Consider the following 26,699-nt stretch of genomic DNA (forward strand, 5'->3'; position numbering starts at 1 on the left):
ATCATTGCCCGCGCAGCGCAGCCATCCCTCCCGAACATGGCAGCGGCACGCCCCTCTCCCGCGCTAGTGGGAGAGGGGCTGGGGGTGAGGGCCAGCCCGCGCAGCGGGCTTCGTAAGCTTAGCCCGGCCCTTCAGGGCCGGGCGCCGGATCACGCACCCTTTCCGCCGAAGGCGGAGCTTGCTGCGGGGGTAGGCAGCGCGCCGCGCTGCCCCTACGCCCCCTCGCAATGACAGACGAGGCGACGGGCCTTACCCCACCCCCTACCCAACCGGCGGGCACTCGTGGGTTTCACCGCGCACACAAGCCCAAAATGCGCTACACCGCCGCCAAGCGGCCCGTCGATCGGCGGCGGGTACCGCCACCATCACCCGCGCTGCCAGCGCGGGCGCAAGGGCCAGTTGGTGTTCGCCGGTTTGCACGAGCACTGATTGATCGTCGCTGACCGCTAATACCTCGATGGTAGCGCCGGGAGCCAACCCTTGCCGGGAGAGAAAGGCGGTGGCTGCCGGTTCCGCGTCAATCGTCGTGATGACGCCGTGCGTGCCGGCGGTGCAGGCAGCGAGCGGCTGCGGTGTCGCTTCGGCATTGATCCGCGTTGCGGGGTCGCGCTCCAGAAATGCTTTCAGTGCCGCATCGAGCCGCTCTGAGGTGATATGTTCGAGCTGGCACGCCAGCGCATCGGCCTCTGCTGGATCGATACCAAGGTTTTCGACTAGAAAAATCACCCACATCCGCCGGCGCGAGAGGATCCGCTGCGCCCACTCTTCACCATCAGGCGTGAGTGTGACGCCGCGGTAGGGCTGGTAGCAGAGCAAGCCGCGTTCTTGCAAGCGATGGCACATTTCGTTGGCCGAGACTTGCGACACTCCGAGCCGGCTAGCCAGCACCGACAGCGGTACCGGCTGATCGGGCGCTTTGCGCAAGAGGGCCGTCATCACCAAATACATTTCGACGCTTTCGCTCATCGCTTGCTCCGCCATGTTTAGGTTAGCCATAACATCTGGCTCTATTGTACCATAGAGTAAAGCTAGGCGGCTTGTGCCGCCATCGCCGCGATTGCTGCGTCCAGCAGGGCCGGTTGGCCGCCGCCGCCTTGGGCCATGCGGGCATTGCCGCCGCCGCGCCCGCCTAACACGGCCATGCCCGCCGCGAGGATCGCGCGCGCATCGGCGTTGGCGTCGGGGTGGCAAGCGACCACCACCTGCACTCGTTCTGCGCCGCCGGTCACGATCGCGATGCCTCCCGGCAGTTCGGCGATGACGTTGGCAATAGCGCGTAGCCGGTCAACGCTGGCGGTGGGCAGCGTGGCTGTCACGATCCGCCTCCCGTTGATCAGCGGCGCCTGCGCGTACCATTGCGCCGCGCGCAGCGCATCGAGGTCACGTTGGGTCTGCGCCAGTTCGCGTTGCAATGCCTGTTGCGCCTCTTGCAGGCGAGCCACTGCCGCCGGCAGTTCGGCCCACCCCACGCTGAGCATCGCCGCCGCAGTGCGGGCCGCTAGGTCACGTTCGCGCAGAGCCGCGACGACGCGCCCGCCGCAGGCAAACTCCACCCGGATCATGCCGCGTTGCCGTGACCACCCGAGCACTGCAATCGCGCCAACTTCGCCGCTGCGGGCCGGGTGGGTGCCGCCGCACGCCGAATAGTCAATGTCGCCGATGCTGACCACCCGCACCGCACCGCTCACCGCCGGCGGCTTGCGCAACGGGATACTGGCGATCTCGGTTGGGGTGACAAACCGGGCATGCACCGGCAGGTTCTGCCAAACCGCCGCATTTGCCCACGATTCGGCAGCGCGGACTTGCGCTTCACTCAACTCGTCCACGGCCAGATCGATCGTGACACTGCGCTCACTGAGGTGGAAGGAAACCGTCGGCGCGTTGCAGGTGGCAATGAAGGCAGCGGTTAAGATGTGCTGGCCGCAATGCTGCTGCATGTGATCAAACCGGCGTTGCCAGTCGATCTGGCCGGTGAGGGTCGCGCCGAGCGCCGGCAGCTCATCGCTCGCCGCCAGCAGATGCCAGACCACGCCGTTATCGCTCTGCACATCGCGCACTTCCCAGCGGCGAGCGGCGGCAACGTCGTGCAACCAGCCGCGGTCAGCCGGTTGGCCGCCGCCTTCCGGGTAGAAGGCGCTGCGATCGAGCGCCAGCGCCGGCTGGCCATCACGTTCGGCAACCGCGATCACCTGCGCGGTAAACTCGGTGAGGTATGAGTTGTCGTAGTAGAGGCGGAGGGTTTCGTTCATGAGTTGAGTAGGGTTTCAAAGATTTGGAGATCGATACTCTTATTGATGATAACAGAAATGCGGCAGTGGCACCGCCGCACGCCATAGTTGCGCACATTCTGAATTACCGTCGAGAAACTGCCGCACGCCACAGCAGGATCGCATCTCATGCGGCAGTTACACTGCCGCACGCCATAGAGAGGTTGCGTCCGTTCGCGACAATATCACTGCCACACGCCACAGCAGGATCGTATCTCGCGCGGCAGTTCCACTGCCGCACTCCATAGAGAGGTTGCGTCCGTTCGCGATGCCCGCCGAGAAACTGCCGCCACTCCCCAACCCCTACTCCCTACTCCCCATTAAACACCTTCACCGGCTGCCAACGAGCGCCGTCGCGCTGAAGCAGCGCGATCAGTTTGCCGGAGGGGTCGTGAGCGCGGGCCCGATCAGCAGCGGTTGCGCCGGCGGGAATGGCCATGCCGTGCCGCACCCGACGGGCATCAGGGTCATCGAGCTGCAGGATCGGCCAGTCGAGCAGAGCGGTTTCCGGCGGCAAGAGGTGCTGCAAAAGCACGGAACGGTCGGTCAACGCAGCGAGCGGCACGGACTGTTCCAGCCGGAATGGGCCGACAAAGGTGCGTTGCAGCGCAGCCAGATGTGCGCCGCACCCCAAGGCTGCGCCAATATCGCGGGCCAGCGCGCGAATGTAGACGCCTTTGCCGCATGCAACTGCAATCGTCAAATCAGGCGGCGTCCACGCCAGCAATTCGAGCCGGTCAATCTGCACTAACCGCGGCGCAAGGGTCACTTCATTGCCAGCACGGGCCAGCGCGTAGGCGCGTTGGCCGTCAATATGGAGTGCGGAAAATGCCGGCGGCTGTTGCAGAATCTCGCCCTGAAACCGGTCAAGCACCGCCACGATCTCAGCTTCGGTCAATACCGGCACTGGTTGCGTCGCTAGCGGCTCACCTTCGGCATCGTCGGTGGTGGTCTGCATGCCAAGCCGCACTACTCCCACGTAGCCTTTGCGCGCATCAACCAGTTGATCGATCAAGCGGGTCGCACTGCCCAACGCCACCGGCAACACTCCAGTCGCCGCCGGGTCGAGCGTACCGGCGTGACCAACCTTCACGGCCCGCCCCACCAACCGGCGCACCCGCGCCACCACATCGTGCGAGGTCAAGCCAGCCGGCTTATCGATCACCACAAACCCAACCAGCTCAGCCATGCTGCTGCCGCTCCACTGCCTGCCGCAAGGCCGGCAACACCGCCGCCACTGCCGCCTCAAGGCTCATCTTTAGTGTTGCCCCAGCCGCCTGCCGGTGGCCGCCGCCACCCCACATCTGCGCTACCGCAGACACATCAACACCGGGTACCGAACGCAAACTAATTTTGACCGTACCGTCAGGCCGTTCACGGAAGAGAACACACGCGCGCATGCCGGCCACCCGCTGCAAGCGGCTTACCGTATCATCGGTCGCCTGCTCATCGGCGCCAGCGGCGCGCAACATCTCCTGCGTCACCACCGTCCAGAAGATGCCATCTTCCTGCTGCAAATGGGCCATCGCTATACCGGTCAAGCGCAACGTTGCCGGCGGGATCGAGAAAAAGACCGCATCAATTACCCGCTGCTTATCGGCCCCGGCCTCGAGCAAGGCTGCGGCCCGGCGCAGCGTCGCCGGATTGACGTTTGGCGTTTGGAAACTCTGAGTATCGGTCATCATGCCCAAAAACAGGCAGGTCGCCGCGTCAGGCGAGAGCGGCCAGTCAAGCGCAGCAAACAGATCAACCAGCACCTCTGCGCACGACGGTTCATGTGAGCGGATCAAGCTCACCGTACCGCCGCCATTGTTGGTAGCGTGATGATCAACAATAATCAGCGGGCGCGACAGCAAGGCCTCTTTGTGCTCATTGTAGATCGCACCGGCCCGCGAAAGATCGGCGACATCAACCATCCAGATCACGTCGCACTCAGGCAGAGCCTCGCCTGATTGATAGACGTGCAGCGCATCATAACCGGGCAACACGGCGCAATAGTCGAGCGGCGGCGACGTAACCAACGCAATCGTCTCCTTGCCCAACGCGCGCAAGACATGCATCGTGCCCAGCAACGACCCGATCGCGTCACCATCAGGATTCACGTGGCTCAGCAACAAGATGCGCTGCGCCTGCGCCAGTGCATTGCGGATCGGGCCGGCGGCCTGTTGCGGATCAGCGTAGATCATAACCCTCCGGTCGTAGACGCCGGCGCCACAATCCGGTAGACCGAATGGCCGGCGCGCTTCTTGATCTCTTTCAGGCGCAAATTGTGGCGCGGCCCCAGCCGCGGAATGAGATGGTTCAAGCCGCTCACCACCACAAACCAATACTCGCCGCCGGGACGCAACTGGCGTAGCGGCGCCAACACAAATTCGTGTTCGATCGCGTAGTCGCCGATTTTAGCCGGAATGTTCGAGACGATCAAATCGTAGGGGCCGGGAGGCGCATCACTCAGACCCACGCTCCCCAACACGCGCACATTCGGCGTGGCATTCAACGCGGCGTTATGACGGGCATAACGCACCGCCAGCAGGTCTTTATCAACCAGCGTCACATCGGCATAGGGAAAGCGGCGGGCAAGGCAGATCCCGATCACCCCGCAACCGCAGCCAAGGTCGAGGATGCGTTGCGGGTCGGGTTGCGCCGGTTCAATCAGGCGCAAGAGCAGATCGGTGCCTTCATCGACTTGAAACGACGAAAAGATGGTATGGCCAACATCGAAGGCAAACTGCTGGCCGCGCAGGGTATAGGCAATCCGCTTCTTATAGTACGGATCGAACGGAACGGCATCACTGCTCATCATCAAGTTTCGGCGGATTGACTAACCGCTCGTGCTGGATTTCGCGGAACACCTGCTCAAGATGCATGCTGTAATCAAGCGATGTATCTTGGACAAGGCGCAATTCAGGAATAAAGCGCATATAGCCCATCTCATCGGCCAAGCGCTTGCGCAAAAAGCCACGGGCATGGGTGAGAGCGGCCATCGTCGCTGCGCGCTCTTCCGGCGTGCCCATCACCGAAATGTACACTTTCGCGTGCTGCAAATCGGCGCTCACCTCAACGCGAGTCACTGTGGCAAACCCAACCCGTGGATCTTTCAACTCTTTCTGGATCACCTCGCCGAGAATGCGTTGCATCGTATCGGCTACTTGTTGCAACCGTTGTTTTGACATAGGCCAAACCGCTTTCTAGGATGCGGGTACGGGCGTGGCGCTGCTATACCCATGGGCATAGCAGCGCGATGCCCCCATAGGCATAGCAACGCGATGCCCCCCATGGGCATAGCAACGCGATGCCCCTACAGCGTTGCCGCGACCTGTTCTTGGCGATAGAACTCAAGCGCGTCACCGGCTTGAATATCGTTAAAGCCTTCGACAATCAAACCGCACTCGTAGCCGGCAGTCACCTCGCGCACATCGTCCTTAAAGCGTTTGAGCGATGAAATCTTACCGTCGTGGATCACCACGCCACGGCGCAACACCCGCACATTCTGACCGGTGCGAGTAATCTTACCATCGGTGACATAGACGCCGGCGACAATCTCGCGGGTCGGCAAGCGGAAGGTCGTGCGTACTTCGGCATAGCCCTCGACCACCTCTTTGAAGGTCGGCGCGAGCATACCGGCCATCGCCTTCTTCAAATCATCTTGCAGTTGGTAGATGATATTGTAGAAGCGAATATCAATCCCGTGCTGCTCGGCATGGCGACGGGCCGCCGGGTCAGGCCGGGCATTAAAGCCGATGATAATCGCGTGGCTGGCCAAGGCAAGGTTAACATCACCCTCGGTAATTGCCCCCACGCCGCGGTGAATGATACGCGTCTGCACCTCATTCTGCGACTGGTTCAACTGCTCGATCAGGTGCGCGATCGCGTCGAGCGAACCTTGCACATCGGCCTTCAAGATCAGGTTCAGCTCCTTGACCTGACCCTGCTTCACCTTGCCAAACAGCTCTTCGAGGCTGGTGCCGCGCGCGCTAGCCGCCATCGCCTCGGCGCGCTGCTGGCGCTGGCGCTGCAAAGCGATTTCACGCGCCACCACCAGATCGTCCATCACCTGCAAAATATCGCCGGCTTGCGGCACCCCTTCCAGACCGACAATCTCGACCGGCGTCGAGGGTTCGGCGTGGCGCAGGCGCTTGCCACTATCGCTAAACATCGACTTAATCTTGCCGGCGACGCTACCCACCAGCACGTTATCTTCAAGGTGGAGCGTGCCATTCTGGATCAACACCGTCGCCACCGGACCGCGGCTCTTATCGAGCTTCGCCTCGATAATCGTCCCCACTGCCGGCGCATTAGGATTCGCGCGCAGATCTTCCAGATCGGCCACCAGCAAAATCATCTCCAACAAGCCATCGATATTTAGCTTCTGGCGGGCCGAAACATGCACACACGGCACATTACCGCCGTATTCCTCAACAATCACATCAATCGCCGCCAACTGCTGCTTAATCCGGTCAGGGTTCGCCGTCGGCAGATCGATCTTATTAATCGCCACAATCATCGGCACGCCGGCGGCCTTGACGTGAGCGATCGCCTCCTCGGTCTGCGGCTTCACGCCATCGTCGGCAGCCACCACCAGCACCACAATATCGGTCACTTGAGCGCCGCGGGCACGCATTGCAGTAAACGCCTCGTGGCCGGGCGTATCGAGGAAGGTAATCTTGCGATGGTTAACCTCGACCTGATACGCACCGATATGCTGGGTAATCCCGCCGGCCTCGCCTTCGGCCACGCGGGTCGAACGGATCGCATCGAGCAGCTTGGTCTTGCCATGGTCAACGTGGCCCATAATCGTCACCACCGGCGGACGCGGGCGCATCTCTTCCGGCGGTTGGGCCTTCAACACCTCTTTAATATCTTCGACAATGCCCGCCATCTGTTCGGGCACAATCTCGGTCGTCTCAATGCCAAAATCGCTAATAATCAACGCTGCCGTCTCATAATCAATCTGCTGATTGATATTCGCGATCATCCCGGCCTTTAGCATCGCCTTCAAAATATCGGCAGCGCCAATCCCGGTCGCTTCCGACAACTCGCGCACCGTCATCACCGGCGGCAACGCCACCGGGCCGCGCGGGCGCACGACTGGACGCGCCGGCGGCGGCGTTTGCGGACGGCGCAGGGCGCTATCGCGCTCGCGCTCGCGTTCTTCGGGTTGCGGACGGCCACGAGACTGCTGTGAACGGCCACCGCGGGCACTCGTACCGCCACGGGCCGGGGCAGGCGGAGGAGGAGCGCCGCCGCCACGAGGCGCCGGCGCGCCGCCACTCCGGGGGGAGCCGGCAGCCGGCGGCGAACCGCGCCCAGACGACGCCGGCGGCGAACCGCGCCCAGACGGCGCTGGCCGCCCGGATGGCTGATTCGCCGGTGGCCGGTTCCCGCCTGCCGGCGGGTTCGGGTTACGGCCAGCGCCACTCGCCGGCGCGCCATTTGTCGTCCGGCTACCACCCTGCTGGCCGGCGCCGCGGCCACTACCCGTTCCCGTACCGCCTGTATCGCGTCGTGGTTTATCACTCATTATCAACTCCCTTTCTGGGGAGAGCATCGCTCAAGTTGACGTTCTCCCATTAAGCTTAGGCGCACGGACATCAACGGCGCCGGCGGCAGCAAGCTTTCATACAGGCGCCAATGCAGCCGAACACGTCTCAAGAAGACGCCGTTGACATCGTCTCCTGAAGTAATTGCCGCCCCATCTGTTCAATTGTCGCCCGATCATCGGGATGCAGCGCGGCAATCTTCAACGCGCGTTCCACCGCGTGGCGGCGCAAAGCCTGTGACCAGCACTCAGGGTTATGGCAAAGGTACGCCCCGCGTCCGGGCCGTTTACCGGACGGATCGATCGCCACCCGCCCGCTCGCATCGCGCACCAAGCGGATCAGCGCCCGCTTAGCGTCGCTTTGCCGGCACACAATGCATGTGCGTTGTGGCACATGGCGCGGACGCGCCACCCCTGACTTGGCTTGAGCCGCCATCGTCTCACTCCTCATCGGGCGAGGCCTGCCCGCCTTCCAGCAAGATATAAGAAGCGAACAGGCGATTGTTGTAGTAGATAAAGATCTTCTGCGAAGTGGCCCGCACCTGTACCGTCTGGCCAACCAGATCATTGCCCAGCGGGCCATAGCGGTGACCGCGATAGCGGATCGTGCCATCAGCCTGCACTACCCGCTGCTCAACCGGCGCACTCGCCAATTCGGCCTCGATCGCCATCTGCTCGGCCTCAGCTTCGGCACGCGCCTCAGCAGCGGCCCGCTCCTCTTCAAGCAGCGCCGACGCGCTCTTGATATCGATCCGCCAGCCGGTCAACTTCGCCGCCAACCGCACATTCTGGCCTTCCTTACCGATCGCCAGCGACAATTGCTTATCGGGCACAATCACCAGCGCGGTATGGTCGTGATCGTTCAGATGCACCTCCACCACTTGCGCCGGCGAGAGCGCATTGGCAATATACTCGCGCGGATCGGACGACCACTGCACGACGTCGATCTTCTCGCCATTCAGCTCGTTCACGATATTCTGAATGCGAATGCCGCGCATCCCCACACACGAACCGACCGGGTCGATCCCTTCTTGGCGAGCAGCGACAGCAACCTTGGTGCGCAGACCGGGTTCGCGCGCCACCGACTTAATCTCAACCGCGCCGTTGTAAATCTCCGGCACTTCCATCTCAAACAGGCGGTTGATCAGATTCTTGTGCGCGCGCGAAGCGATCAGACGCGGCCCGCGATCATCCTTCTTCACCTCCATCAGCAGCACCTTCAGGCGCTGGCCATGGTAGTAGCGATCGTTCGCGACCTGCTCTTTGGGCGGAATAACGGCCTCTGCCTTACCCAGTTCGAGAATGACATTGCCGCGCGGGCCATTATTGCGCTGCACAGTGGCGGTCAGCAACTCGCCCTCACGATTCTCGAACTCGCTATAGACGTAGTTGCGCTCGATCTCTTTAATCCCTTGCAACACCACCTGCTTAGCGGTTTGGGCCGCGATCCGGCCAAAATCGCGCGGCGTACTCTCAACCAGCACCGTCTCGCCGATCTGAGCATCGGGTTTAATCCGGCGCGCCGCGGCGAGATCGATCTCAAACCGCTCGTCGTACACCTCGTCAACCACCTGTTTTTCGGCGTAGACCCGCGCCACCCCGCTCACCGGATCGAGCTTCACCGTCACCTCGACGGTTGGCGGGTTAGGACCGAGCAGGCGCTTATACGCGCTGACCAGCGCCCGTTCCATCACATCAATGATGGCCTCTTTCGGAATACCGCGTTCGGATGCAATCTGAGTAATCGCCGCGTAAAAATCGCTTTTCATCGCTGTAACTCGTCTGACAATAAGAAAAGTGGGTATGACCCACTTTCCACTCGAACAACGCAGACTGCTGCGCCAGACCGCTGCAACAGCAGCGGAAGCGGCTTTCTAGCGGTACTCACAGACGGTTCATCGCGCTTCCCTGAACGGCCTGATGAGACTGTCGCCCATTTCGACAGCAGCGAGTGTCAAGCAGGCGGTTGCCCATGCCCACGGTTGGGGCAACCTGACTCCACACGTCAAGTATATCACCACCGATCGGCTTTTGCAAACCGTTTTTGAACGGATTTTCGCCCCGCACACCGAACATGTGTGCGAAAATCAACGACGCCAGCGGGCGATCTGTGGTATAATAGAGCGTGATGATGCGAGCACCTATGCGAGCGAGACGCATGCGCCAACCATTCTATGTTATTGACGCCTTGGCTGCCGGTTACGCTACCGTTCACCGCCAGCCATTCATCTTGCTTTTCTCGATCGGGTTGAGCGCATACCTCTGGCTCGGCAGCGCGATCACGTTGGCGCTCCCCTCAACGAGCGATCAAAGCATCATCGCGCAGTGGATCGGTACCTTACACGCGATTGATGCGCGCACCTTGCTGGTGATCACGAATCTGATCCCACTCCTCACGCCGGGAGCGGAGGCCGTCACCCCGCCGCCGCTCGTGCTCGCAACCGGGCAGTTTGGGTTGGCGGTGATTGGGTTAAACGCCGTTGCACTCGCGCTCAGCAGCGTCTTTCTGGCGTCGCTCCGCCAACTGATACGCCCAGAACGGCCATGGCTGCAAACAACGTTGGCGCACAGCGTCGCGATCGGCATCCGGCTCGCCGGCGCGGTTGGTATTGCGCTGAGCATCGTGGCGCTGCCGCTCGTGCTCAGCATCGTGACGGTATCGATCATGCCGGAAACAACACTATTTTTCTTCATCGGCTGGATTGCGCTCAGCCTGATCGGGCTGGTCATCTTTGGCTTCACGCCCGAAATTATCACGCTCCAGCGGTACGGGCCACTCGCTGCATTGCAGGCAAGCTGGCACTTCGCCCGCCGGCGCTGGTTTCCGATCGCGACCTTCTTGGCCATCTGTACGGTGATCGAGTTTGGTTTCGCCAATCTATGGCGAGCACTGGCGATGCAGCCGGGATGGTTAGCGCCGGCAATCGTTGGCAATGCCTATATCGGCAGCGGCTTGCGCGCCGCACGCTTGCAGTTTTACCAGTATTACGCCAAGATGTAACGCCAATGCCGTTCTTCACGAACCGAGGCGCGCTGAGCGCTCCGCCATATCTTGCTTAAGGAACACAAACGATGACGAACGAGACTCCGGCAACCTACGACGAAAGCCAGATTCAGGTGCTGGAAGGCATGGAAGCCGTCCGCAAGCGCCCCGGCATGTATATCGGTCCCACCGACATCAACGGCTTGCACACGATGGTGCGCGAGGTGGTTGACAACTCGGTGGATGAGGTGATGGCCGGGCGCGCGACCAGCGTCAGCGTCACCATTCACCGCGACGGCTCGGTAACGGTCAGCGATGACGGCTCTGGCATTCCGGTCGGTATTCACCCCAAAGAGGGGATTAGCACCCTCACGCTAGTCATGACCCGCTTACACGCCGGCGGCAAGTTTGGCAGCGGCGGCTATAAGGTCTCGTCCGGCTTGCACGGCGTCGGCGTCTCGGCGGTCAACGCCCTTTCCGCCTATATGCGGGTGGATGTCTACCGCAACGGACGCCACTACTACCAAGAGTACCGCGCCGGCGTGCCGGTGACCGATGTGATCGATCTCGAACCGACCGACCGCCACGGCACCACGACCCGCTTTTTGCCCGATACGTCGATCATTCAAACCCTCGACTATAACTTTGATACGCTCGCCCAACGCTTCCGCGAGATGAGCTATCTCAATAAGGGGCTGCGGTTCAAGTTTGTCGATGAACGCACCAATCGCGAGCTCAATTTCTACTTCGAGGGCGGGATTGTCTCGTATGTCCGCCACCTCAACAAAGACAAGGTGGTATTGCACCGCCAGCCATTTTATGTCGAGCGCATGGTTGATGAGGTGATGGTTGAGGTGGCGTTGCAGTACACCGATTCGTTCGATACTGATAATGTCTACACCTTCGCCAACAATATCAACAACTCGGATGGCGGCGCGCACCTGTCGGGTTTCCGCACTGCGCTGACCCGCGTGATTAACAACTATGCCCGCGCCAAAGGGTTGCTGAAAGAGAACGAGAGCAACCTGACCGGCGACGACGTGCGCGAGGGCTTGACGGCAGTGATCAGCGTCAAGCTGAAAGACCCGCAGTTTTCGTCGCAAACTAAAGAGAAGCTGGTCAGCCCGGAAGCGGCTAGCGCAGTAGCGACGGTCTTCGGCGACGCCTTCAGCGCATGGCTCGACGAGAACCCCACCGAGGCGCGGCGGATTATCGAGAAGGCGATTTCGGCGGCCCGCACCCGTCTCGCGGTGCAGAAGGTGCGCGAGACGGCGCGCAAGAGCGCGATGGAGGGCTTTTCGCTGCCCGGCAAGCTGGCCGACTGTTCAGACCCCAATCCGGCCCGTTGCGAGTTGTACATCGTTGAGGGTGACAGCGCCGGCGGTACGGCCAAGCAGGGTCGCGACCGCCGCTTTCAGGCCATCCTGCCGCTGCGCGGCAAGATTCTGAACGTCGAGAAGAGCCGGCTCGACCGCATGCTCTCGAATGCCGAAGTGCGAGCGCTGATCACGGCCATCGGCGCTTCGATCGGCGATCAGTTTGATCTGAGCAAGCTGCGCTATCACCGCATCTTCCTGATGACTGACGCTGATGTAGACGGCAGCCACATCCGCACGCTCTTGCTCACCTTCTTCTTCCGCCACATGCGCCCGCTCATCACCAACGGCCACCTCTTCATCGCCCAACCGCCGCTCTACCGGATCAAGCACGGGCGCGAGCAGGTCTATACCTATTCCGACGCCGAGCGCGACGCGTATCTGAGCAAGCTGCCGCCCGGCACCAAGGTCGAAATCCAGCGCTACAAAGGGCTGGGTGAAATGAACGCCGAGCAGCTCTGGGAGACGACGATGAACCCGCAAAACCGGGTGATCTTGCAGGTGACGCTGGAAGATGCGGCCCGCGCCGATGAGACATTCACGATGCTAATGGGTGATCTCGTGCCGCCCCGCCGCCGGTTCATCCAGACCCACGCCAATGAGGTGGTGGAGCTGGATATTTGATGAAGTGGTGGGAGGGGCAGAGATTGCCCCTCCCGTTCAGTGGCGAAGTTGGATATGTGACGAGGTAGCGGGAGGGGCAGAGATTGCCCCTCCCGCTGGTTGCGCAGATCAGTTGAACCGTTTGGTCGAAGCGTCTGATGAGCGCGACTCCGAACGCTGCTCGCCATACAGTGCCTTTTGCTGCATCCGCCAGAACCAGATGATGAGCAGCACCGGAATGAACCAGACCGGCGCCCACACGATGATCACCATCACAATGGTCAGCACATTCTGGAAGAACCCCAACAAGAGGGCGATCTGGTCGCTCAGCACCTTGCCGAGATTCCACCCTTGCGGGGCAGACTGCGGCGAATTAGCCACCAACGGCAGCGGGTGCAATTCGACAGTGATGGTCGAGTAGGTGGAATTCTGGTCGAGGTAGCGCATCCGCCCCTTCACCTGCTCGATCTGGCCCTGCACTTCAGTGAGCGCCTGATTCAGGCGAAGGGTCTCTTCAAGGCTCACCGCCCGTTGCAGCATAGCAGTGATGCGATCGCGGGTCGCTTCAAGGTTTCGCAAGCGTGACTCGAGATCGACGAACTCTTCGGTGACATCCATCCCATCGATCGTGCGGCTGATCACCCGTTTGGCGAGCGCCTCGGTATCGGCGAGCACCTGCTCGAAACGCGCAGATGGCACGCGAAACGCGATGTACGACGTTTTGCGCTCGCCTTCGCCGGTCGTGCGCACGCGCAACAGATAGCCGCCGGCCCGATCAACAATATTGCGCAATTGCGCCTCGGCCTGATCAACCGACTCAACCTCCATCGCCAGATTCGCGGTCATAATGACCATCCGCAAACCGTACTGCAATTGGTTGCCCTCAGCCGGTGCATTGGCGCTATCACCGGCATTACCGCCCCCCGCCTCGACAGCCGCATTTGATGCTGGAACAACCGCTTCCGCGCGCGCCGCCTCCCCCGGCGCGCCGCTCACCGGCGCGCCCTGTGGCGCTGAGGGAGCTGCAACACCTTCAACCGAAGAAGCCTGCGAAGGCGGCGGCGCTGTCGGCACTTGCGCACCACATGCCGCCAACACAAAAGCTGCCGCCGCCAGCACAATCATCACCAGCCGTGCCATACGATGACCTCCTCGAACCTGAGAATCTGCTGATAACCAGTGTTTGATTAGAGAAACGGCACGGGGCGGGATTTAGTTCCCGATCGAATGATGAAACTTTTCCGCAGGAGGTGCGTAAGGTATAGCGGGCAACAAGCCTGCTTCCTACACATGGACACCGGTTATGCCAACCAAGGAGGAGGTTCATGACCGCACCCGACCCGTTTTCGTTGCCGCCAGCGCCGCCTGCCGAACGCCGCAGTCCATTGCCGTTGATCATCGGCGGCGGGATTGTTGGGTTGCTCTTGATTGTGATCGGCGCCGGCGCGCTGGCGTTCACCCTGCTCAGCCAGCGGGCCAGCGCCATCCCCGAACTGTTGCCGGCGGAAACCCAGATCTACGCGGCGATCACGCCCAATCTGAGCGATCTGCCCAACATCGACCGGCTGCGGCGGGCCTTTCCCGAAACGTTCGACTACCAGAACACCGACGAAACGGCGGACTTTCTGCAAGAACGCTTTGGCGTGACCTTCGCCGACGACATCGCGCCGTGGATCGGCGCTGAAGCGGCGGTGGCGGTCTATGGCTTGCCAATCGATCAGCTTGGGGGAGCCATGGGCGAATCGGCCAACCCATTCAACCCGCCGGCCACACTCGACCCGCTAGAGGATGTTGACCTCAGCAACGCCAATGTACTCTTGATCGCAGCCGCTCGCGATCAACGGGCCGCGCAAGCCTTCCTCGACAAGCAGCGCGCTTTTCGGGAAGGACAGGGTGAGCGTTTCACCAGCAACACCGCCAATGGGGTGACGATCTACGCCAGCGAGAGCGACGAAACGCCGTTTGCCGCTTTTGCGCTGGCGCGGAATATGGTGGTGTTTGCCAGCAACGCGGCTAGTATCACGAAACTGATCGAACAGCGCAGCGAGAGCGCGCTGGCCCGCAACGCCCAATTCCAAGCGGTGACCCAAAGCTTACCGAATGACCGGATTGGCACGATCTACATCGCGGGGGAAGCGCTGGCACGCTTTTTTGACAGCTTATTCGAGGCAGGCTCGCTTGATGAGAGCAACCCATCCATCGCCGATGCCCGCTCGGCGGCGCAGGCTATGCAAGGCGTTGGCTTCACGATGGCGGTGATCGACAGCGGATTACGCTTCGATGCGGTCACTGTTTTTGATCAAACCCGGCTGAGCAGCGAACTGCGCGAACAGCTCAGCAGCTTTCGCCCGACCGTCTCGCCCGAACGGGCCGGCGAGGTCAGCAGTGCGGCGATCGGCGTGTTCAGCTTCGCCATCCCTGCCGATTGGGGCGAGCGGCTGCGCGACCAGCTCGATTCGGCGCCTGAAACCGCCAATGCGCTCCGCGATCTCGAAGGCAATCTCGGCATCGATCTCGACCGTGATCTGTTTCGCTGGTTCCACGGCGAAGCAGTGATCGCCGTCTTGCCGAACGAGAGCGCCGAGGCGCCGGTAGGCGGGTATTTCGCGCTGCGCGTGGCTGATCAGGCTGCCGCCGAGCGCGGCATGCAACGGTTGAGCGAACTGGCCGAAGACCTGACCGGGATTCGCTTCCAAGCAACTTCGCTCGGACGCGCGCAGGTGCAAGCGGTGGAAGAGGGTGACATCTTCTTTGGCTACGGCTTCAACGGCAACGATCTGGTGATCGCCGTGGGCCGGCAAGCGATGGAAGCGGCCTTCGGCGCGGAACAGAAGCTGGCGAGCTTTGCCACCTACACCAATGCACTGAAGGCGTTGCCGTCACCGAACAGCGGAGTATTGTACGTTAACCTCAATGCCGCCCGCGATCTCGCCAACCGGCTCGGCAACGATCCGATTGATCCCGACACCGAACAACGGCTAGCGCCCTTCCGCGCCATAACCAGCAGCGGCACCGTGGGGATCGACAATCGCGGCGCAGTGCGGGGAACGTTGTTGTTGAGCATTGAGCCGTAAAGTTAAACGGTTTGCGTTCCGTAGGCGTAAATGCATGATGGTTTGAGAGGGGGACGCGGATGAACACGGATCGGGACGGATTTACACCGACGGCATGAGCTGGACGCGATGGAAGGTTAGGTTCAAACCTGACCTTCCATTTCACTTCTACATCTTCGATCTTACAGGTAAACTCTGCAGTCTGCACTGCGCATCGATGCGCTTGCAGTGAGACCGGTCACATTTTTAACCTAAGCTCAGCTATGGTACGATGGAGCAGGAACCTGCTGAACAAGGGAGCACACGTATGGCCGCAGCTACGCTACATCGTTACCTTGGCAAAGGGCGTAAATTAGTTGATGGGATCGAGAAAGTGACCGGGCGCGCCCGTTACGCCGGCGACGTCCATCTACCCGGTCTGTTGCACGGCAAACTGGCGTTGAGCATGTATGCCCATGCCCGCATCGCCAACATTGACACGAGCGCGGCCCGCGCCGTGCCCGGCGTGGTGGCGGTGCTGACCGCGGCGGACTTGCCCACCCGTGGCCGCCAGCCTGCATCGCGCCAAACCACCACGCTGGCCGATGGAGTGGTGCGCTACCGCGGCGAGCCGGTGGCGCTGGTGTTGGCGACGAGTCTGGCTGCTGCCGAAGATGGCTTGGCGGTGTTGCAGATCGACTACGAGCCGCTGCCCGGCCCGGTCACGCCGGAAGCGGCGCTCGATCCGGCGGCACCGGTGATTTGGCCGCAGGGTGCGCCGAAGGGTGATGCCGACCTGACGGCTGCGCACGCGGCGGTGGCCCGCGGTGACGATCAGGCGGATCACGAGGCGTCAAACATCCACGAACACAAACAGTTTAGCCGGGGTGATGCGCTGGCGGCCTTGGCCGCCGCCGAGGTGGTGATAGAGGGAACCTACCGCACGTCGATCGTGCATCAAGGCTACCTCGAACCGCACGCCGTCGTGGCCGACATCGATCCGGTGCGCAAGCAGCTCACGCTCTACACCAGCACGCAAGGCCAGTTTGGCGTGCGCGACGAAGTCGCGCGGTTGCTCGGTCTCCGCCCCAGCCAAGTGACCGTTATCCCAATGACGGTTGGCGGCGGGTTTGGCGCGAAGTATGGCATTCTCGAACCGCTGGCGGCAGCGGCGGCGCTCGCCGTGGGCCGGCCTGTGCGGATCACGCTCGACCGCAGCGAGGATTTTCTCACCACCACCCCCTCGCCGGCCAGCACGATCACGCTCAAGCTCGGTGCAACCCGCACTGGCACGCTGACCGCGCTGGTGGCCGAGATTGTGAACGATAACGGCGTGTATCCGTTTACCTTGGGCGGGATTATGAGCACGCTGCTCGGCGGCTACTACCGCTGCCCCAACGTGCAGATCGACGTGATCGAGGTGCTGACCCACAAGCCGCAAGCCGGCGCCTACCGCGCCCCCGGCGCGCCACAGATCACGTTTGCGATCGAGTCGGCGATGGACGAACTGGCCCGTAAGCTCGATCTCGATCCGCTGGAGCTGCGGCTGCGCAACGCAGCCACCACTGGCGATCCGATGGGCAACAACGATCCGTGGCCATCGATGGGGTTGACCAAGGTGCTCGAAGCCGCCGCTAACCACCCGCTCTGGCGCGAACGCCAGCCGGGCAGCGGGATTGGATTGGCGATTGGCGGCTGGCCGTGCGGTATGTCGCCGGCGGCGGCAGTCTGCCGGGTTGATACCGATGGCATGGTGCGGGTGCATGTCGGGTCAGTCGATATTTCCGGCGTCAACAGCAGCTTTGTGCTGGTGGCCGCCGAGATTCTGGGGGTGCCGCCAGAGCAGGTCGAGATTGTGGCCGGCGACACCCGCAGCGGGCCGTTTGCCGGGCCGAGCGGCGGCAGCCAGATTACCTACAGCGTGGCCGGTGCAGTAGCCGCCGCCGCGCGCGAGGCGCGCCGGCAGTTGTTGGAGATGGCCGCCGATATGCTCGAAGCACGGGTTGATGATCTCGACATCCGCGAGGGGATGGTGCAGATCCGCGGTGTGCCCGGTCGCACTATTCCTATTGGCGAGGTGGCCAAACGCGCCGAGGAGCAGGCCGGCGGGCCGGGGCCGATTGTGGGTGATGGAAAAGCTGCCCCCGCCGAGAATGCGCCCGGCTTTGTCGCCCATATCGTGCAGGTTGAGGTTGATCGTGAGACGGGACGGGTAAAACCGCTGCGCTATGTCGCCATTCAAGATGTTGGCTTCCCGATTAACCCGCTGATGGTCGAGGGCCAAATCCATGGCGGCGCAGCGCAAGGGGTAGGCTGGGGTCTCTACGAGGCGCTGCGCTACGATGAGCGCGGCGAGCTGCTCACCGCCAGCTTGATGGACTACACCCTGCCGCGCGCTGCCGACCTCCCTACCTTCGAGGCGGTGCTGGTAGAGAACCCGGCTCCGAATGGCCCCTTCGGCGCGCGCGGTGTCGGCGAACCGCCGATCACCGCTGGGGCAGCGGCGATTGCCAACGCCATCCGCGATGCGACCGGCGTCCGCATCTACGAGTTGCCGATGCGCGATGAGGTGGTGTGGCGGGCGTTGCAGCAAGTTTGAGCAAAGGCGGTAGCGAGGACGAGGGCGGGTTTGAAACCCGCCCTTACGCTACCTACACTTGGCGATAGGAGGCAGATCAACACCGTTGCGAGAGGACGGGGCGGGTTTGAAACCCGCCCTTACCAATCACCCTTACGCTGATGTACGCCCAACCCGCTCTCATCCCCGCGCAGCGCGAGCTTGGCGGACAATCTCTTCGATCTGGCCGAGATGGTCGTAGGCGTGAGCTAGACCGAGCGCATAGCGACCACGGGCATCAACCGGCGGCGCGCCGGGCCACGGCTCAACCAGATAGTCGAGGTGGGGTTGGTCAGGCCACATCTGCAACGAAGCGTGCAACATGCGCCGGCTCTCGGCCAAGCGCTGGCGCACTTGGGCCATCGTCGTCACCGTCTCCCACGGCACTTCGTAGCGCGACCGGCCATGCAGTTTGACGCCACGGGCCATCTCGGCGGCCAAAAAGGCCGACTCTTCGCACGACGCGGTGAGGTGAACGATCACGTGGCCGAGTGTCCACGCTTGGTTGACCGCGCCCGGATCGCTGGCGAAGGGATCGTTAGCATTGGGATCGACCGGTTGGAAGGTGACGTCGGCGTCAACACAATCGGCGATCAGCCGTTCGATAGTGTCGTACATCTCGTCGGTTTCGGCGTGCAAATCGGCGACGGTGATGTCGCTGACGATCTCTTGCATGGTGCGCTCGCGACGGTAGAGTGCGGCATAGTCAAGCATAGGTGTCTCCTTCGCAGGTGAGATGTTAGAATAGCCACGAAAAGACGCAAAAGACACAAAATGAATATTGTGCCTTTGGGAGTTTTAATTGTGGTTGAAGGCTTTGGGGAATCGCGATTCCCCTCACCCCCAACCCCTCTCCCGCTTTGCGGGAGAGGGGCGCTGCTGCATTTCGCTCCTGCGATCCCTTACCCGCTAGCCAGCGGCTCCCCCGCTCCTGCCGCAAGGTGGGAGCAGGGGCCGGGGGTGAGGGACGTCAGTCCGCGAGTCAGACGTTAGTAGTGCCGGAAGCCCCACTCCCGCCCTTTCGGTAATAGCCACGAAAAGACGCAAAAGACACAAAATGAATATTGTGCCTTCGGTCTCGTCTCATCGCCGCGCTCTGCGACCTCTACAGTAGATCGCCCCTTCATCTATCCTCCCCCGCTGGAGGAGATTCAAGAGCGGACAGCACCTCTGATCCGGCACCCGGCCCTGAAGGGCCGGGCTAGGGGTACGAAGCCCGCTGCGCGGGCTGATGCCCTCACCCCCAGCCCCTCTCCCGCTGGCGCGGGAGAGGGGCGCTGCTGCGTTTCGCTCCTGCGATCCCTTACCCGCTAGCTAGCGGCTCCCCCGCTCCTGCCTGACGGTGGGTGCAAAGGGGGAATGAGGGCACATTGTTTCCCGCTGGGATCATATCAAACCCTTTGCGTTCTCTGCGATCTTCGCGCCTTTGCGTTTACCCCCTCTGCGCCTTTGCTCGCTTTGCGCCCTTGCGTTGCTCCCTCGCTACCGGCCCAGCCGTTCGAGCAGTTTGCAGTAGGCAATTTGGCCCTTGCGGAAACTGCTGAGGCGGAAGAATTCGTCGGGTGAATGGACACGCTCGTCGTCGAGACCGAAGGCGAAGCTGCTGGTGTACGCGCCAAGCTGGCGTTGGAAGAGCGTGCAGACCGGGATCGAACCGCCGCTGCGCACATAGTACGGTTCACGCCCGTACATCTCGACCAGCACCTCGCGCACCGCCACATTCCCCGGATCGTCTTCGGGAATGAGGTAAGGATAGGCTTGGAACGCGAGCGGCGTGACCGTCACCGTCACGCCGGGAGGAGTATGGCGCTTGATGTGGGCTTGCAGCAGTTCGAGAATCACCTGCGGGTCTTGGTCGGGCACGAGACGGCAGGTGATCTTGGCGTGCGCTTCGGCGGGCAGCACCGTCTTAATCCCCTCTTGCTGGAAGCCGCCCCAAATGCCGTTCACCTCAAGCGTCGGGCGCACCCACTCGCGCTCGCGAGGGGTGAAGCCGGCTTCGCCGAACAGCGCCGGCACGCCGAGCGTCTCCTTCAGCTTCTCCTCATCAAAGGGGATGGCGGCGATCCGTTCTCGATCGGCTGGCGTCAACGGGCGCACCTGATCGTAGAAGCCGGGGATCGTGATCATGCCATCGTCCGAACGCATCGAGGCCAGAATCTGCACTAGTGCGTGAATCGGGTTCTGCACTACGCCGCCGTACATCCCCGAATGCAGATCCATCTTGGCCGCGCGCACATCAATCTGAATGCCGCAGCCGCCGCGCAACCCGACCAAAATCAGCGGCTGCTCTTCGCTCCACTGGCCGCCGTCGGAACTCAGCACCATATCGCAGGCGAACCGTTCGCGTTCGTGCTGGAGGAAGGCGGGAATCTGGGGGCTGCCGATCTCCTCTTGGCCCTCGAAGAAAAACTTGACGTTCACCGGCAGCGCACCGCTGCTCTGCAAGAGGGCCTCAACCGCCAAGATCGGGATCAGCATATTGCCTTTGTCGTCGCTCGCGCCACGGGCATAGATGCGGTCATTCTCGATATGCGGCTCGAAGGGCGGGTGCGTCCACAAGTGGAGCGGATCAACCGGCTGCACGTCGAAGTGGCCGTAGATCAAGACGGTCGGCTTGCCGGGAGCATGGAGCCAATCGGCATAAACCACCGGATGACCGCCGGTGGGCAGGATGGCAACGTGCTCCATCCCAGCGGCAGTGAGACGATTGGCGACCCATTCAGCGGCGCGCAACACATCACCGGCGTGCTCCGAGATAGCCGAAACGCTGGGAATGCGCAGAAAATCGACCAATTCGGCCAGAAAACGGTCTTGATGTTCGGCGAGATAGCTCTTCCAGTCTGGCATAGCGGTCAGCTCTCCTCTACAATACAGATAGGCGGACGCACAGCTTTCGCCCCATTATCGACATTATACCGGAGAATGAGATGGCGACATTGCTTGCGCGTCCAATATTTCAATTGCAACAGATCGGTACGATCGTCGCGCTAGCGGCGACAGTGACCGTGAATGCACTGGCCAATCTTCTGCCGCTCAACGGCCAGACGACCGCAGCGATCTCGGATCGCTATCCGCTCTTGATCACGCCGCCGGGGTATGTGTTTGCGATCTGGGGGCTGATTTACACCGGCTTGATCGGCTACGCCATCTATCAAGCGCTGCCGGAGCAGGCTAATAACCCGCGCCTGCGCGCCGCGGCGCCGTGGTTTTGGTTGAGCTGCGCCGGCAATATCGGGTGGATTGTGGTGTGGCACTACAACCTGCCACTCCTCTCGCTGCCGGCAATGCTGATCGTCTTGATCGGCTTGATCGGCGTCTACCTCGCCCTGCGCCATCCCGGCGCACCCGCCGCCGGCGAACGCTGGCTGGTGCGGCCCGCTTTCAGTGTCTATCTGGGTTGGATCTGCGTGGCCACGCTGGTCAACGGCGGCGTTTTTCTGTACGAACTGGGTTGGCGCGATACCGGCGTTGGCGGGATTGCCAGCACCATCGTGTTGCTGGTACTGGCCGCCGGACTTAGTTGGTGGTTTGCCCGCCGCTGGCGTGATGGCGTGTTGCCGTTAGTGGTGGCATGGGCCGCCAGCGGGATTGGGCTGAAGCAGGCTGCGATTGCGCCGCTGGCTGTGGTCGCGTGGGGCGTGGCGGCGGTGGCGTTGATTGCGGCAGCGTTGATTGCGGCAGCGTATGCGGCACAGAACGGACAGACGCCGAGAGGGCAAAGGCGCAGAGATTCGTAACGCAAAGACGCAGAGGACGCAAAGGGCGCGGAGAGATTTTGGGGAAATTGTCACCGCTTTCGTTGTCATTGCGAGGGGGCGTAACCCCGAAGCAATCTCCCACGAGAGCGGGATGCGCCTCTCACCGCAGAATAAGCCTCAAAGATGCCCAAACGACGCAAACCATACGTTTTGCGGCTTTTCGTCGCCCCCATCCCCGGCCTCAACCCCGCTGGGGGGATCGTGCCCCCACCCCTTGCCCCTCCCCCGCTGGGGGAGGGGAGTAGAGCTACGATTTGAGGCATTGCACGGTGATCAACGGTTGTACTCGCCTACCTTTCTGTCCGCCTCTCAACCCCGCTGAGGGTTCAAGGGCGGACAGAACTTCTGTCCGGCACCCGGCCCTGAAGGGCCGGGCTAGGCTTACGAAGCCCGCTGCGCGGGCTGATGCCCCCACCCTCGGCCCCTCCCCCGCTGGGGGAGGGGTGCCACTATACCCGGCCTCTTCCCCGCTGGGGGATCGTGCCCCCACCCCTTGCCCCTCCCCCGCTGGGGGAGGGGGGATTTGCCCTCACCCCGAGGATGATCAACACACCCAAACTCTTTGCGCCCTCTGCGTTCTTTGCGTCTTTGCGTTAAAACTCTTTGCGCGCTGCGCGCCCTTCGCGCCTTTGCGTTTGAATCCTCTGCGCCTTTGCACCCTTTACGGCTGTTGGTATGCCCCCAATCCCGTCAGCTTCCCGTAATCTATCGGTTGGCAAGCAACCAGCGCGATCATCGTTCGTAAGCGTGGAAACGTTGATTGTTCGTCACAACGGAGGCGCGTATGCCGATGATCAACCGCTCGTTGCTCACACCTTTTACGTTCGTCTTTGCCGGCGCGCTGGCGCTGATCATTGCGATCTGGAGCTGGCCAGCCGGCGCGCAAACTGCCAGTTTAACCGTTTCGCCTGCCGTGGCGCGCCAGAATACGACCGTCACCCTCAGCGGCAGTGGCTTTTTGCCCGGTGAGACGGCCAGCATCTGGATTACCTACCCTGACTATACCGTCTATGGCGTGGCGGTGGTGACGATCGACGCGCAAGGTCGCTTTAACCACCCTTACCTGTTTGACTTCCTCGGCGCGACCTTCACCCCAACCGGTCGCTACACCTACACGGCGCGCGGCTGGCAGAGCGGACGGGAAGCGTATGCCAGCCTTGAGGTTGAGATGGCACCGGCCCCCGGTGTGACGGCTGGGGTGCAGTTAACGGTTGATAAGCCGGTGCAAGCGCAGGGCGCAACGTTTGCCTTCAGCGGCAGCGGCTACCAACCGGGTGAACAGGTGGCGCTCTGGTTGCGCTACCCGAACAACGCCGTCGCCGATCTAGGAACGCAAACCGCCGACCGGCAAGGCCGGATCGGCCTCGCCATCGTCAGCAACGGCATCCCGGTCGGGCGCTACGCGCTGACAGTGCGCGGCTTGCAGAGTGGCGGCAACGGTATTGCCGATTTCGAGGTCGTGGCTGGCGATACACTGCGCCCCCACGGCACGGCTACACTTACCGTCGGGCCGGGCAGCAGCCAGCAACGCAGTGCGGTGAGCTTGCAGGGCAGCGGCTTTCTACCCGGTGAAGTGGTCACGGTCTGGGCCACCTTACCCGATTACTCGACCGAATGGCTGGGTGATGTGACGGCAACCGGCGATGGCAGTTTCACCGCCGAACTCTACCTGAGCGAGCAAGACCCGGCGGGCCGCTATGCGATTAGCGCCTTCGGCAACCGCAGCGAACGGCGAGCAGTGGCCGAGTACACCTTGTTGCCGGGACGATAGTGGCCACCGTAGGGGAGGCAGCGTATTGACGATGCTCTGCGACGCTTTACCTGCTCTTCATCTCGGCTTGACCTTGCCATGATGCCGGCTTCATCTAGGCGGGATACACTCGTTACGGGATTGGTACCATGGGGAAGGAGTGTAACCCGTGACCTTGCTATACAACGCTGCCGACCTACACATCCATACCACTGCCAGCGACGGCGCCGCCTCTCCTGAGGCGGTGTTGTCGTATGTAGCGGAAGAAACTGATTTGCGCGTGATTGCGATTACCGACCACAACACGCTCGAAGGGGCGTTCGCGGCGCGCCGGTTAGCGCCGCGGTATGGGATTGACGTGATTGTGGGATGTGAAATCTCGACTGCGATCGGGCACGTCTTGGCCCTGTTTATCGAGCAGCCGATCCCTGCCGGTCTCGATCTGGCCACGACCGTCAAGCTGGTGCATGAGCAGGGCGGGCTGGCGTTCGCTGCCCATCCCTTCGGCGCGCTGGTTGCATCGGTGGGACGGCGGCACCTGCTCGGCCCCGAACGCACCGATCTCGATTGGCATCTGCTTGACGGCCTCGAAGTGTTCAACGCCAGCCTGTGGAACCCGGCCAACAACCGGCGCGCAGCACAGAAAGCGCAAGCGCTGGGGTTGACCCAAATCGGCGGCAGCGACGCCCACGATCTCGCGATGATCGGCTATGGCCGCACACTGTTTGCCGGGACGAGCGCCGCCGACCTGCGGCGGGCATTGCAGCGCGGCGAGACGCAGGTGATCGGGCATTATTGGGGATGGCGCGGAGTGGCCGGCGTGGTGCGGGAACGGGCGCTACGATCGCGCCCATTCGCCGATAGCTGGGCCGGTTTCAAAAAAGATGGTCGGCAACAGGTCTAACCGCCGGCTGAGCCATGGCAGGGCGGTTTGCAACAGCCGCCGGCGCAAACGAGTAGGGAACAGGAAGCTGAGCAACGCGCGTGCGCGGGCCGAGCGCGGCGGTTGGCGACGGGCCAGCGCCACCAGCCGCGCCGCCAGCCGGGCCCGGTTCCAGACCACCCGCGGCGACCGTTCCCAGCGCACCAAGAACGTTTCTAGCTCATCAAGCTCAAGCGGCGGGAAATCAGTCCGGCCAGCCCAGCGCGCGCGATGCTGGTGCATCGCCGTGCGCAACGCCGCCGCTTCGGCACTGAGATCACGGCGCTGCTGGCTGCGCGCCTGCGCCGCCAGCGGCAGCAAGAGCGCGCGCACCCGCCACGCAATGGTCAGCGCATCGACTAGATAGTCGAGACTCGTGACAAGCTGCTGCGCCAGCTCGTCACCCCCCGGCGCCGCCGCCGCCACGGCAGCGCGCAGTAACTGCGCGCGCTGCACCGCCCGCTCTGCCTGCGCGATGACTGGCTCGACATCACCTACCAACTCAGCTAGGTAGACCCAGACCGGCAAGGCGGCAGTGGGGCGCATCCACCAGACCCACAACAGCGAAGGCACGACAATGCCGCCAATCCGCCGCATCCCCGGCGCGTAGCCGAAATACCACCCCTGCTCGATCAACCGCTCTGACTCTATATAGGCTGCCGTCACCGCGCGCATGAAGGTGGAATCATAGCCGGCTAACCGTTGCTGAAACCACTCACTCACGAATTGCTCGGCGTCACGTTCGGGATGGATGGCGAGAGCCGCCGTCAACGCACTGCCGGCCTCCGTCCACAGATTCCAGCCATTTGGCCCAATCGACGCACCGCCGCCGCCCCAACCGCCGGTGCTGTTCCAAGCCCACATTCCCACACACTGCGGATCGCGGGCAGCGCGCCGGATGACGGCACTGTGCAAGCCGACCAACCCAGAAGGCACGAGACCAAACAACTCGTACTCGCGCCGGTTTTGCAGCTCGACGATCTGGCGCGGGCCGGGCAGGCCCAACGTCGGATTGGGCGGCAACAGCCGGAAGAAATCGGCGGGCGTGTGCTTGATCGACACCAGCAGATGCGGATCGCGCTGATCGGCAAAGACGGCGGCGTAGCGTTCCGGCGAGCAGAGCAAATCACCCGCCTCGCCAATGCCGAGCGTCCACGTGCGCATGATCAAGTGCCGGTCAAACTGTGCGCACACCGGCAGCAAGGTTGCGATCAGATGGCGAATCGCGGCCACCTCGTGGTAGATCAGATGGCCGGTATAGCCGGCGACATCATGCGCACCGCCCGTCTCGCCGATCCGCACTATCACGCCGCTCACCATCGGCAGCGCCGTGAACAGATCGATCAGTGCTGCCCGGTTCAACGCCGCCACCTGCGGGTTATCAGCCGCAATTGGCCCGACGACGCGGCGCAAGTCGTCAGTCAGCCACTGCATATCGCAAGTGACATAGACCTGCATCCCGCGCGCCGCGGCATCGTGCAGCAACGGCAGTAAGGCGCGGCGGTAGGCCAGCGCGCGCAGGCGGAAGGGGCTATCGGGCGCATAATACATTTGGGGTGCGTGATCAAACGTCACCAGATGAGCCAGATTATCAATTACGATCCCGGTATAACCCTGCGCTTGCACCGCCGCCAGATAGGCCCGCGCCCGTGCCACGCCACACTGCAAGCGCGCCTCATCGACATACGGCGGCGCCGGCAGATCGATCTGGCAAAAGGGGAACGATGACCAATTCCGCACCGGGGCGGATGGATCGATAAACGGGCCATTGATATCGACGAGACGAAGCGAGAGCGCCATGGCAGGAACCTTTTCCACTACGGGCCGAGCAGTCTAACAAGGGCAGAGC

Annotated in this window: 21 protein-coding genes; 8 read left to right on the forward strand and 13 right to left on the reverse strand. The window is 62.4% G+C overall.

The features are described 5' to 3' along the window. Positions 1 to 261 precede the first annotated feature (261 nt). The 9 genes from A6A03_RS17205 to nusA form a co-directional block, all read right to left on the reverse strand. Entirely contained in the window at positions 262 to 996 is a 735-nt protein-coding gene (locus A6A03_RS17205) for a metal-dependent transcriptional regulator (RefSeq protein WP_245669044.1), read from the reverse strand. A gap of 32 nt (positions 997 to 1,028) precedes the next feature. After that, complete coding sequence (locus tag A6A03_RS17210; RefSeq protein WP_066790759.1) at positions 1,029 to 2,249, reverse strand: alanyl-tRNA editing protein; 1,221 nt, start codon at positions 2,247 to 2,249, stop codon at positions 1,029 to 1,031. 328 nt (positions 2,250 to 2,577) lie between these two features. Beyond that, positions 2,578 to 3,456 carry a tRNA pseudouridine(55) synthase TruB gene (truB, locus tag A6A03_RS17215; protein ID WP_066790761.1) on the reverse strand — a complete coding sequence of 293 codons (879 nt, stop codon included), beginning with the start codon at positions 3,454 to 3,456 and terminating at the stop codon, positions 2,578 to 2,580. After that, positions 3,449 to 4,453, reverse strand: coding sequence for a DHH family phosphoesterase (locus tag A6A03_RS17220; RefSeq protein WP_066790762.1), 1,005 nt, complete (start codon positions 4,451 to 4,453; stop codon positions 3,449 to 3,451). The genes truB and A6A03_RS17220 overlap by 8 nt, the downstream gene beginning before the upstream one ends. Beyond that, positions 4,450 to 5,070, reverse strand: a complete 621-nt coding sequence (locus tag A6A03_RS17225; protein WP_245669045.1) for a class I SAM-dependent methyltransferase — start codon at positions 5,068 to 5,070, stop codon at positions 4,450 to 4,452. The genes A6A03_RS17220 and A6A03_RS17225 overlap by 4 nt, the downstream gene beginning before the upstream one ends. Continuing rightward, on the reverse strand, positions 5,057 to 5,440 hold the full coding sequence (gene rbfA / locus A6A03_RS17230) for a 30S ribosome-binding factor RbfA (protein ID WP_066790766.1): 384 nt from the start codon (positions 5,438 to 5,440) through the stop codon (positions 5,057 to 5,059). Before rbfA ends, A6A03_RS17225 begins: the two co-directional genes overlap by 14 nt. Before the next feature lie 125 nt (positions 5,441 to 5,565). Then, positions 5,566 to 7,788, reverse strand: coding sequence for a translation initiation factor IF-2 (gene infB / locus A6A03_RS17235; RefSeq protein ID WP_066790768.1), 2,223 nt, complete (start codon positions 7,786 to 7,788; stop codon positions 5,566 to 5,568). 127 nt (positions 7,789 to 7,915) lie between these two features. Next, positions 7,916 to 8,242 (reverse strand): RNase P modulator RnpM, encoded by a 327-nt coding sequence (gene rnpM, locus A6A03_RS17240; RefSeq protein WP_066790770.1) that lies wholly within the window; start codon positions 8,240 to 8,242, stop codon positions 7,916 to 7,918. A gap of 4 nt (positions 8,243 to 8,246) precedes the next feature. Continuing rightward, positions 8,247 to 9,575 carry a transcription termination factor NusA gene (gene nusA, locus A6A03_RS17245; protein WP_066790771.1) on the reverse strand — a complete coding sequence of 443 codons (1,329 nt, stop codon included), beginning with the start codon at positions 9,573 to 9,575 and terminating at the stop codon, positions 8,247 to 8,249. A 151-nt stretch (positions 9,576 to 9,726) separates the two neighbouring features. Between nusA and A6A03_RS20480 the strand changes: the two genes are divergently transcribed. The 3 genes from A6A03_RS20480 (at position 9,727) to gyrB (ending at position 12,789) form a co-directional block, all read left to right on the forward strand. Beyond that, complete coding sequence (locus A6A03_RS20480; RefSeq protein WP_156525376.1) at positions 9,727 to 9,990, forward strand: hypothetical protein; 264 nt, start codon at positions 9,727 to 9,729, stop codon at positions 9,988 to 9,990. Further along, on the forward strand, positions 9,965 to 10,807 hold the full coding sequence (locus A6A03_RS17255) for a hypothetical protein (protein WP_066790776.1): 843 nt from the start codon (positions 9,965 to 9,967) through the stop codon (positions 10,805 to 10,807). Before A6A03_RS20480 ends, A6A03_RS17255 begins: the two co-directional genes overlap by 26 nt. Positions 10,808 to 10,878: 71 nt before the next feature. After that, positions 10,879 to 12,789, forward strand: a complete 1,911-nt coding sequence (gene gyrB, locus A6A03_RS17260; RefSeq protein ID WP_066790777.1) for a DNA topoisomerase (ATP-hydrolyzing) subunit B — start codon at positions 10,879 to 10,881, stop codon at positions 12,787 to 12,789. Positions 12,790 to 12,897: 108 nt separating this feature from the next. On the opposite strand, the gene A6A03_RS17265 is transcribed toward gyrB, so the two are convergent. Next, complete coding sequence (locus tag A6A03_RS17265; RefSeq protein WP_066790779.1) at positions 12,898 to 13,908, reverse strand: DUF4349 domain-containing protein; 1,011 nt, start codon at positions 13,906 to 13,908, stop codon at positions 12,898 to 12,900. Between the two features lie 185 nt (positions 13,909 to 14,093). Between A6A03_RS17265 and A6A03_RS17270 the strand changes: the two genes are divergently transcribed. Both A6A03_RS17270 and A6A03_RS17275 read left to right on the forward strand, forming a co-directional pair. Next, positions 14,094 to 15,842 (forward strand): DUF3352 domain-containing protein, encoded by a 1,749-nt coding sequence (locus A6A03_RS17270; protein WP_066790781.1) that lies wholly within the window; start codon positions 14,094 to 14,096, stop codon positions 15,840 to 15,842. Positions 15,843 to 16,128: 286 nt separating this feature from the next. Beyond that, on the forward strand, positions 16,129 to 18,399 hold the full coding sequence (locus tag A6A03_RS17275) for a xanthine dehydrogenase family protein molybdopterin-binding subunit (protein ID WP_066790783.1): 2,271 nt from the start codon (positions 16,129 to 16,131) through the stop codon (positions 18,397 to 18,399). A gap of 159 nt (positions 18,400 to 18,558) precedes the next feature. On the opposite strand, the gene A6A03_RS17280 is transcribed toward A6A03_RS17275, so the two are convergent. After that, positions 18,559 to 19,131, reverse strand: a complete 573-nt coding sequence (locus A6A03_RS17280) for a DinB family protein (protein WP_066790784.1) — start codon at positions 19,129 to 19,131, stop codon at positions 18,559 to 18,561. A 768-nt stretch (positions 19,132 to 19,899) separates the two neighbouring features. Then, positions 19,900 to 21,267 carry a dipeptidase gene (locus A6A03_RS17285; RefSeq protein ID WP_066790786.1) on the reverse strand — a complete coding sequence of 456 codons (1,368 nt, stop codon included), beginning with the start codon at positions 21,265 to 21,267 and terminating at the stop codon, positions 19,900 to 19,902. 80 nt (positions 21,268 to 21,347) lie between these two features. On the opposite strand from A6A03_RS17285, the gene A6A03_RS17290 reads away from it, so the two are divergent. The 3 genes from A6A03_RS17290 (at position 21,348) to A6A03_RS17300 (ending at position 24,832) form a co-directional block, all read left to right on the forward strand. Continuing rightward, complete coding sequence (locus A6A03_RS17290; RefSeq protein ID WP_066790788.1) at positions 21,348 to 22,157, forward strand: TspO/MBR family protein; 810 nt, start codon at positions 21,348 to 21,350, stop codon at positions 22,155 to 22,157. Between the two features lie 805 nt (positions 22,158 to 22,962). Further along, positions 22,963 to 23,949: a hypothetical protein gene (locus A6A03_RS17295; RefSeq protein ID WP_066790790.1), complete on the forward strand. Its 987-nt coding sequence runs from the start codon at positions 22,963 to 22,965 to the stop codon at positions 23,947 to 23,949. 148 nt (positions 23,950 to 24,097) lie between these two features. Further along, positions 24,098 to 24,832 (forward strand): CehA/McbA family metallohydrolase, encoded by a 735-nt coding sequence (locus A6A03_RS17300; RefSeq protein WP_066790791.1) that lies wholly within the window; start codon positions 24,098 to 24,100, stop codon positions 24,830 to 24,832. Here A6A03_RS17300 and A6A03_RS17305 read toward each other — a convergent pair. Continuing rightward, positions 24,767 to 26,650, reverse strand: a complete 1,884-nt coding sequence (locus A6A03_RS17305) for a hypothetical protein (RefSeq protein WP_066790793.1) — start codon at positions 26,648 to 26,650, stop codon at positions 24,767 to 24,769. The genes A6A03_RS17300 and A6A03_RS17305 overlap by 66 nt on opposite strands. Between the last annotated feature and the right edge of the window lie 49 nt (positions 26,651 to 26,699).

Origin of the sequence: Chloroflexus islandicus (assembly GCF_001650695.1) — a bacterium.
Classification (GTDB): domain Bacteria; phylum Chloroflexota; class Chloroflexia; order Chloroflexales; family Chloroflexaceae; genus Chloroflexus; species Chloroflexus islandicus.

Bases quoted from the DNA above. Each gene is read 5' to 3' on its own strand.
- A6A03_RS17270 (WP_066790781.1), top strand. From the start codon at position 14,094: ATGACCGCACCCGACCCGTTTTCGTTGCCGCCAGCGCCGCCTGCCGAA.
- truB (WP_066790761.1), bottom strand. From the start codon at position 3,456: ATGGCTGAGCTGGTTGGGTTTGTGGTGATCGATAAGCCGGCTGGCTTG.
- A6A03_RS17265 (WP_066790779.1), bottom strand. From the start codon at position 13,908: ATGGCACGGCTGGTGATGATTGTGCTGGCGGCGGCAGCTTTTGTGTTG.
- rbfA (WP_066790766.1), bottom strand. From the start codon at position 5,440: ATGTCAAAACAACGGTTGCAACAAGTAGCCGATACGATGCAACGCATT.
- A6A03_RS17285 (WP_066790786.1), bottom strand. From the start codon at position 21,267: ATGCCAGACTGGAAGAGCTATCTCGCCGAACATCAAGACCGTTTTCTG.
- rnpM (WP_066790770.1), bottom strand. From the start codon at position 8,242: ATGGCGGCTCAAGCCAAGTCAGGGGTGGCGCGTCCGCGCCATGTGCCA.
- A6A03_RS17295 (WP_066790790.1), top strand. From the start codon at position 22,963: ATGCCGATGATCAACCGCTCGTTGCTCACACCTTTTACGTTCGTCTTT.
- A6A03_RS17205 (WP_245669044.1), bottom strand. From the start codon at position 996: ATGGCTAACCTAAACATGGCGGAGCAAGCGATGAGCGAAAGCGTCGAA.
- A6A03_RS17280 (WP_066790784.1), bottom strand. From the start codon at position 19,131: ATGCTTGACTATGCCGCACTCTACCGTCGCGAGCGCACCATGCAAGAG.
- A6A03_RS20480 (WP_156525376.1), top strand. From the start codon at position 9,727: ATGAGACTGTCGCCCATTTCGACAGCAGCGAGTGTCAAGCAGGCGGTT.
- A6A03_RS17220 (WP_066790762.1), bottom strand. From the start codon at position 4,453: ATGATCTACGCTGATCCGCAACAGGCCGCCGGCCCGATCCGCAATGCA.
- A6A03_RS17275 (WP_066790783.1), top strand. From the start codon at position 16,129: ATGGCCGCAGCTACGCTACATCGTTACCTTGGCAAAGGGCGTAAATTA.
- gyrB (WP_066790777.1), top strand. From the start codon at position 10,879: ATGACGAACGAGACTCCGGCAACCTACGACGAAAGCCAGATTCAGGTG.
- A6A03_RS17210 (WP_066790759.1), bottom strand. From the start codon at position 2,249: ATGAACGAAACCCTCCGCCTCTACTACGACAACTCATACCTCACCGAG.
- A6A03_RS17290 (WP_066790788.1), top strand. From the start codon at position 21,348: ATGGCGACATTGCTTGCGCGTCCAATATTTCAATTGCAACAGATCGGT.
- nusA (WP_066790771.1), bottom strand. From the start codon at position 9,575: ATGAAAAGCGATTTTTACGCGGCGATTACTCAGATTGCATCCGAACGC.
- infB (WP_066790768.1), bottom strand. From the start codon at position 7,788: ATGAGTGATAAACCACGACGCGATACAGGCGGTACGGGAACGGGTAGT.
- A6A03_RS17255 (WP_066790776.1), top strand. From the start codon at position 9,965: ATGCGCCAACCATTCTATGTTATTGACGCCTTGGCTGCCGGTTACGCT.
- A6A03_RS17305 (WP_066790793.1), bottom strand. From the start codon at position 26,650: ATGGCGCTCTCGCTTCGTCTCGTCGATATCAATGGCCCGTTTATCGAT.
- A6A03_RS17225 (WP_245669045.1), bottom strand. From the start codon at position 5,070: ATGATGAGCAGTGATGCCGTTCCGTTCGATCCGTACTATAAGAAGCGG.